The organism is Nonomuraea sp. LPB2021202275-12-8, assembly GCF_037044575.1.
Taxonomy (GTDB): Bacteria; Actinomycetota; Actinomycetes; order Streptosporangiales; family Streptosporangiaceae; genus Nonomuraea.
The window spans coordinates 72,542-78,634 of the sequence record NZ_JBAHWD010000042.1; the positions used below are offsets into that span (position 1 = coordinate 72,542).

The 6,093-nt window shown below is 70.3% G+C and carries 8 protein-coding genes; 4 read left to right on the top strand and 4 right to left on the bottom strand.

Annotation, left to right across the window (positions count from 1 at the left end; translation table 11 throughout):
* Positions 1-9 precede the first annotated feature (9 nt).
* The 3 genes from V5E28_RS42965 to V5E28_RS42975 all read left to right on the top strand — a co-directional run bounded on the left by V5E28_RS42965 (position 10) and on the right by V5E28_RS42975 (position 2,777).
* The gene (locus V5E28_RS42965; protein WP_336215812.1) at positions 10-1,161 is read left to right on the top strand and encodes a Gfo/Idh/MocA family protein; all 1,152 of its coding nucleotides are present in this window, start codon (positions 10-12) and stop codon (positions 1,159-1,161) included.
* Positions 1,158-2,162, top strand: a complete 1,005-nt coding sequence (locus tag V5E28_RS42970) for a sugar phosphate isomerase/epimerase family protein (protein ID WP_336215814.1) — start codon at positions 1,158-1,160, stop codon at positions 2,160-2,162. Before V5E28_RS42965 ends, V5E28_RS42970 begins: the two co-directional genes overlap by 4 nt.
* Positions 2,163-2,246: 84 nt before the next feature.
* On the top strand, positions 2,247-2,777 hold the full coding sequence (locus V5E28_RS42975; RefSeq protein WP_336215815.1) for a DinB family protein: 531 nt from the start codon (positions 2,247-2,249) through the stop codon (positions 2,775-2,777).
* 4 nt (positions 2,778-2,781) lie between these two features.
* Here the strand turns inward: V5E28_RS42975 and V5E28_RS42980 are convergent, their stop codons facing one another.
* The 4 genes from V5E28_RS42980 to V5E28_RS42995 all read right to left on the bottom strand — a co-directional run bounded on the left by V5E28_RS42980 (position 2,782) and on the right by V5E28_RS42995 (position 5,384).
* Positions 2,782-3,540 (bottom strand): alpha/beta fold hydrolase, encoded by a 759-nt coding sequence (locus V5E28_RS42980; RefSeq protein WP_336215816.1) that lies wholly within the window; start codon positions 3,538-3,540, stop codon positions 2,782-2,784.
* A gap of 99 nt (positions 3,541-3,639) precedes the next feature.
* Positions 3,640-4,725 carry a Zn-dependent alcohol dehydrogenase gene (locus V5E28_RS42985; protein WP_336215817.1) on the bottom strand — a complete coding sequence of 362 codons (1,086 nt, stop codon included), beginning with the start codon at positions 4,723-4,725 and terminating at the stop codon, positions 3,640-3,642.
* Positions 4,726-4,743: 18 nt separating this feature from the next.
* Complete coding sequence (locus tag V5E28_RS42990) at positions 4,744-4,935, bottom strand: ferredoxin (protein WP_336215818.1); 192 nt, start codon at positions 4,933-4,935, stop codon at positions 4,744-4,746.
* Positions 4,932-5,384, bottom strand: coding sequence for a pyridoxamine 5'-phosphate oxidase family protein (locus tag V5E28_RS42995; RefSeq protein WP_336215819.1), 453 nt, complete (start codon positions 5,382-5,384; stop codon positions 4,932-4,934). Before V5E28_RS42995 ends, V5E28_RS42990 begins: the two co-directional genes overlap by 4 nt.
* Positions 5,385-5,456: 72 nt before the next feature.
* Between V5E28_RS42995 and V5E28_RS43000 the strand changes: the two genes are divergently transcribed.
* The coding region (locus V5E28_RS43000; protein ID WP_336215820.1) for a class I SAM-dependent methyltransferase at positions 5,457-6,093 on the top strand (637 nt) is incomplete at its 3' end.

Here is a 6,093-nt window from a genome sequence, read left to right on the forward strand (position 1 = left end):
GGGGGTTGCATGTCAGACAGAACCGTCGGCGTCGGCATGATCGGCTATGCCTTCATGGGACGCGTCCACTCCCAGGCCTGGCGCAACGTCGCCGCCTTCTTCGACCTGCCGGTCATCCCGCGGATGCGGGTGATCTCCGGACGCTCGAAGGAGGCCACCGAAGCGGCGGCCGAACGCATGGGCTGGGCGGAGGCGGTGACTGACTGGCGGGACGTGATCGGGCGTGCGGACGTCGACATCGTCGACATCTGCACGCCCGGTGACACCCACGCCGAGATCGCCATCGCCGCCCTACGGGCAGGCAAGCACGTCATCTGCGAGAAACCGCTGGCCAACACCGTCGCCGAAGCCGAAGCCATGGTCTCGGCCGCAGCCTCGGCCACGGGCAAGAACATGGTCGCCTTCAACTACCGGCGGGTCCCCGCCGTGGCGCTGGCCCGCGACCTGGTCGAGCAGGGCAGGCTGGGCGAGATCCGGCACGTGCGCGCCCAGTACCTGCAGGACTGGATCGTCGACCCGGACTTCCCGCTGGTCTGGCGGCTGCAGAAGGACAAGGCCGGCTCCGGCGCGCTCGGCGACATCGGCGCGCACATCATCGACGCCGCCCAGTTCATCAGCGGTCAGAGGATCGTGGGCGTCTCGGCGCTGACCGAGACGTTCATCAAGGAACGTCCCCTCTCGGAGCAGTCGTCGGGCCTGGCCGCCGCCGGCTCCTCGGGCACCGGCACCGTGACCGTCGACGACGCCGCGCTGTTCACCGCCCGGCTGTCCGGCGGGGCGCTCGGCTCGTTCGAGGCCACCAGGTTCGCCACCGGCCGCAAGAACGCGCTGCGCATCGAGCTCAACGGCTCGCTCGGCAGCCTCGCCTTCGACTTCGAGGCCATGAACGAGCTGTGGTTCAGCGAAGGCGGCAGAGGCTTCGAGCGCATCCTCGTCACCGAACCGGACCATCCGTACGTCGGCGCTTGGTGGCCGCCCGGACACGGCCTCGGCTACGAGCACACCTTCACCCACGAGATCAAGGACTTCCTGGAGGCGATCGGCCAGGGCACCGACCCCACGCCGTCGTTCGCCGACGGGCTCCGGGTGCAGCGCGTGCTGGCCGCCGTCGAGCAGAGCGCGGCTGACGGCAGCCGCTTCACCACCGTGGAGGACTCATGAGACCCATCACGCTGTTCACCGGCCAATGGGCCGACCTGCCTTTCGAAGAGGTGTGCAGGCTGGCGGCCGAATGGGGCTACGACGGCTTGGAGATCGCCTGCTCCGGCGACCACTTCGACGTGGCGCAGGCCGTGGCCGACCCCTCCTACGTCGAGCAGAAACGCGCCCAGCTCGACAAGCACGGCCTGAAGGTGTGGACCATCTCCAACCACCTCGTAGGCCAGGCCGTCTGCGACCATCCCATCGACGAGCGGCACAAGGCGATCCTGCCGGCCCGCATCTGGGGCTCCGGTGACCCCGAGTCCGTGCGGCAGGCGGCGGCCGAGGACCTGAAGGACACCGCCAGGGCCGCGGCCCTGCTGGGCGTGGACACGGTGGTGGGCTTCACCGGCTCCTCGATCTGGCACACCGTCGCCATGTTCCCGCCGGTCCCTGCCTCGATGGTGGACGCCGGCTATCAGGACTTCGCCGACCGCTGGAACCCCATCCTCGACGTCTTCGACGAGGTGGGCGTCCGCTTCGCCCACGAGATCCACCCCAGCGAGATCGCCTACGACTACTACACCACCGTCAGGACTCTGGAGGCGATCGGCCACCGTCCCGCCTTCGGCCTCAACTGGGACCCGTCCCACATGGTCTGGCAGGACCTGGACCCGGTGGCGTTCATCCTCGACTTCGCCGACCGCATCTACCACGTGGACTGCAAGGACACGCGGATGCGCGTGGGCGACGGCAGGCGCGGCCGCCTGTCCTCGCACATGCCGTGGGCCGACATGAGACGCGGCTGGGACTTCGTCTCGACGGGCCGGGGCGACGTGCCGTGGGAGGACTGCTTCCGCGCTCTCAACTCGATCGGCTACACCGGGCCGATCTCCGTCGAGTGGGAGGACGCGGGCATGGACCGCCTGGACGGAGCCCGCGAGGCCCTGTCCTACATCCGCGACCTCAACGCCATCACACCGCCCACGGCCTCCTTCGACGCCGCCTTCTCCAACAGCTGACCGCGCCGCGAGGGGCCACCGGCCCCTCGCCCGCGGCCCTGGGCCCCCGTTGCGCCCGCCGCGCGGGACGGTTAAGCCTGAGGGATGGATCTCGACTGGACCGCAGAGCTGCATGACCAGCTCGACCGGCACTGGAAGCTGCGGCTGCGCCCGCGCCTCGACGGGCTGACCGACGAGGAGTACTTCTGGGAGCCGGTCCCCGGCTGCTGGACCGTCCATCCGGGCGCCGAGCCCGGCATCGACTGGGCCAACCCGCCCCCCGAGCCGGAGCCGGTGACGACGATCGCCTGGCGGCTCGGCCATATCATCGTCGGCGCGTTCGGCTCGCGTACCGCCGACCACTTCGGCGGCCCGCCCGTCGACTACTTCAAGCACGCCTACGCGCCCACGGCGGCGCAGGCTCTCGACGAGCTCGACCGGGCCTACGAGCAGTGGTGGCAGGGCGTGCGGTCGCTCGGCGCGCAGGGGCTGGCCAGGCCGTGCGGCCCGGCCGAGGGCCCCTACGCCGAGCGGCCGATGGCCGCGCTGGTGCTGCACATCAACCGGGAGGTCATCCACCACGGCGCCGAAGTGGCCCTGCTGCGCGACCTCTGGGCGCACGGCGCGGGCAAGTAGCGGCTCACCCGTCCGGTGCGCAGGAGTCGTCGACCGCGCACCACTCGGCGAAGCGGCGGAGCATCCGCTCGTTCGCGTCCATCGCCTGCGGCGCACTGGAGGTGCCGGTGTGGTCGACCGTGCTGTCGAGATGCATAACCCGGATCCGGTGCGGGAACAGCCGGGCGTAGGCCGTGGCGGTGATGCCGCCGTAGGACTCGGCCATGACGTTGATCCGGCGCTCGCCGAGCGCGGCCCGGATGGCGTCCATGTCCCGCGCGACGGCAGCGGAGTCGGTCCGGGCGAACAGGCCCGTGCCGTCACCCGCCGCGCACCTGGTGAAGGCCTCCCGCCGGCGCGTCGCCTGCCGGTCGAAGTCGGCGCGGTCGCTCGGCTCGCTCATGAGGGGAGCGGCGGCGACCGAGCACGACTCCGGCAGGCCCTTCATGGTCTGCTCGTAGCGGGTCTCGAAGGCGACGACGTCGAAGTGCCGCCTCAGGTCCGCGAGTATCGGCGCGGAGTCACGTACCTGCTGGATGCCGTCCTTGCCCGGCCCGCCGGGGGCGTAGAGCACCGCGCCGCGGCGGGCGCCCGTAGCGGGGAGCATGGCCAGCCGCAGGCTGGTCGAGCGGTCCCTGACCGGCACCGTGATCGCGGCGCACAGCATGCCGTGTGGGCCGCAGGCCCGCCAGTCCGGCTCGCCGGGCTCGTGCGAAGAGGCTGAGGCCGGGACAGCGGCCGCCAGAAAGGCGGCCCCGGCCAGGGCTGCGATCGTGCGTCTCATCGGAATCCTCCTTCCGGCTCATGATCTCCAGCCACCCTTGCGGGGAGGCGGCCGTCATGGTGCGGAAGGAGGATTCCGATCTGGGAGCAGGCTCCTGGGTCAGTCCATCACGACGATCTGGCGCAGCACGTCGCCGCTCTTCAGCGCGGCCACCGCGTCGTTCAGGTCGGCCAGCCTGATCCGCGAGCTGATCATCGTCTCCAGGTCCAGCTGGCCCGCCTTGTAGAGATTGGCGAAGTAGGGGAAGTCGTGCCGCACGTCGGCCTCGCCGTACAGGCTGGACAGCAGGTTCTTGCCCTCGAAGAGCAGGCTGAACGCCGAGATGGAGACCATGTCGTCCGCCGCGCCCGCGCCGACGACGATGACGTCGCCTCCGGCTCGGGTGACCTGCCACGCGCTCTGGATGGTGGCCGACTTGCCGACCACCTCGAAGCCGTAGTCGAAGCCGCTGCCGCCGGTGAGCTCGTTCAGCGCGCCGGGCACCTCGTCGGGGGTGACCGCGTGGGTGGCGCCGACCTTCTTGGCCAGCTCGTGCTTGGACTTCAGCGGGTCCACCGCGAGGATCGTCCGCGCGCCGGAGACGCGGGCGCCCTGGATCACGGACAGGCCGACGCCACCGCAGCCGATCACCGCGACCGTCGAGCCGGGCCGCACCTTGGCGGTGTTGATGGCGGCGCCCACGCCGGTCGTGATGCCGCAGCCGATCAGTGCCGCGACCTCCCACGGCACCTCGGGGTCGATCTTGATCGCGCCCTGCCACGGGACCACGGTCTCCTCGGCCCAGGTGCCGCACCCGGCCATGCCGAACGCCGTGGTGTCGCCGCCGAAGCGGAAGTTGCCCTTGGTGAAGGACTCGATCACGTATTTCATGCAGAGGTACGGCTGGCCGCCCAGGCACAGGTCGCACTCCTGGCAGGCCGGGCGCCAGCTGATCACCACGTGGTCGCCGGGCTTGACCGTGGAGACGTGGTCGCCGACCTCCACCACCTCGCCCGCGCCCTCGTGGCCCGGGATCAGCGGCACGGGCTGCGGCAGCACGCCGGTCATGGCCGACAGGTCCGAGTGGCAGACGCCGGTGGCCCTGATCCGGACCCGTACGTCGGTCGGCCCGACGGGGGTCAGGGTGACGTCATCGCGGATGTCGAGCTTGTCGTCGCCTACGGCGTGCAGAAGCGCGGCGCGCATGGGGGGTTCCTCCTCCTGCTATTCCTCAACGGAAAGTGCGGCTTTGGGACAGGACCGCACCGCGTGGCGTACGCGGTCCAGCATTTCGGGGGGTGGTTCGGGCAGCAGGATGTGGAGCTGGTCGTCCTCGTCCACCTCGAACACCTCGGGCGCGAGCCCCATGCACACGGCATTGGCTTCGCAGACCAGTTCGTCTACTTTGACTTTCACGTGAGCCTCCTGTGATCCCATGAGACCACCTTGGTGGGCTCGACCACGTAAGCGACCCGCTTGCGCCCGGTCTGCTCGACGTAGGGGCGCAGGAGCTCGTCCGCCACGCCCGGGGTCATCCTGCGCGCGACGTCCATGCCGACGGCCAGCACGTCCTCGGCGGCGTCCATCCGGGTGACCCGGCCGTACAGCAGGATCCCGCGCAGCTCGGCGTAGTCCTCGCCGGCCTCGATGAGGCAGCTCACCCGCGGGTCGCGCTCCAGGTTGCGCGCCTTCTGGGCCTTGCCGTAGGTCCAGAAGGTGATCCGCCCCTTGTCGAGCCCGTAGAACATGGTCACCAGATGGGGCGTGCCGTCGGGGTTGATGGTCGCCAGCTGCAGCTTGCGTGACCCCTCCAGCAACGCGGTGACCTCGTCGTCCGACATGGAGATGCGAGCGCGCTGATTCACGCTGCCAGTAGAACAGGTTGCATTATGACGGGCAAGAGGCCGACGGAATGTTATTCGGTTCTACTAGGGTGCATGGATATGACGATGCCGCCTGAGCTGCTCAACGCAGCCGAGCACGCCAAGGGATTCATGCCGTCGAAGGAGGGCCTGGCCCTGTTCGAGGTGGCTCGCGACTACGGCGCGCGCGGCCCCATCTGCGAGATCGGCACCTACTGCGGCAAGTCCGCCATCTATCTCGGCGCGGCGGCCAGGCAGGCCGGGACCGTCGTCGTCACCGTCGACCACCACCGCGGCTCGGAGGAGATCCAGCCCGGCTGGGCCCACCACGATCCCACGCTGGTGGATCCGCGCTTCGGCAGGATGGACTCGCTGCCGACCTTCCGCGCCACGATCGCCGCGGCGGGCCTGGAGGATGAGGTGATCGCCGTCGTCGGCAGGTCCGAGCAGGTGGCCGCGCTCTGGCGCACGCCGCTCGGCATGCTGTTCATCGACGGTGGCCACTCCGACGAGCCGGTCACCCGCGACTACGAGGGCTGGGCGCCCCACCTCACGCAGGGTGGGGCGCTCGTCTTCCACGACATCTATCCCGACCCGGCCGACGGCGGGCAGGCGCCCTACCGCGTCTACCTGCGCGCCCTGGAGTCCGGCGCGTTCGCCGAGGTGCGCGCCGAGGGCTCGCTGCGTGTCCTGGAGCGGGTCGGAAAGGGCA

Coding starts and splice junctions, on each gene's coding strand:
- V5E28_RS42965 (WP_336215812.1), top strand. CDS start 10: ATGTCAGACAGAACCGTCGGCGTCGGCATGATCGGCTATGCCTTCATG.
- V5E28_RS42970 (WP_336215814.1), top strand. CDS start 1,158: ATGAGACCCATCACGCTGTTCACCGGCCAATGGGCCGACCTGCCTTTC.
- V5E28_RS42975 (WP_336215815.1), top strand. CDS start 2,247: ATGGATCTCGACTGGACCGCAGAGCTGCATGACCAGCTCGACCGGCAC.
- V5E28_RS42980 (WP_336215816.1), bottom strand. CDS start 3,540: ATGAGACGCACGATCGCAGCCCTGGCCGGGGCCGCCTTTCTGGCGGCC.
- V5E28_RS42985 (WP_336215817.1), bottom strand. CDS start 4,725: ATGCGCGCCGCGCTTCTGCACGCCGTAGGCGACGACAAGCTCGACATC.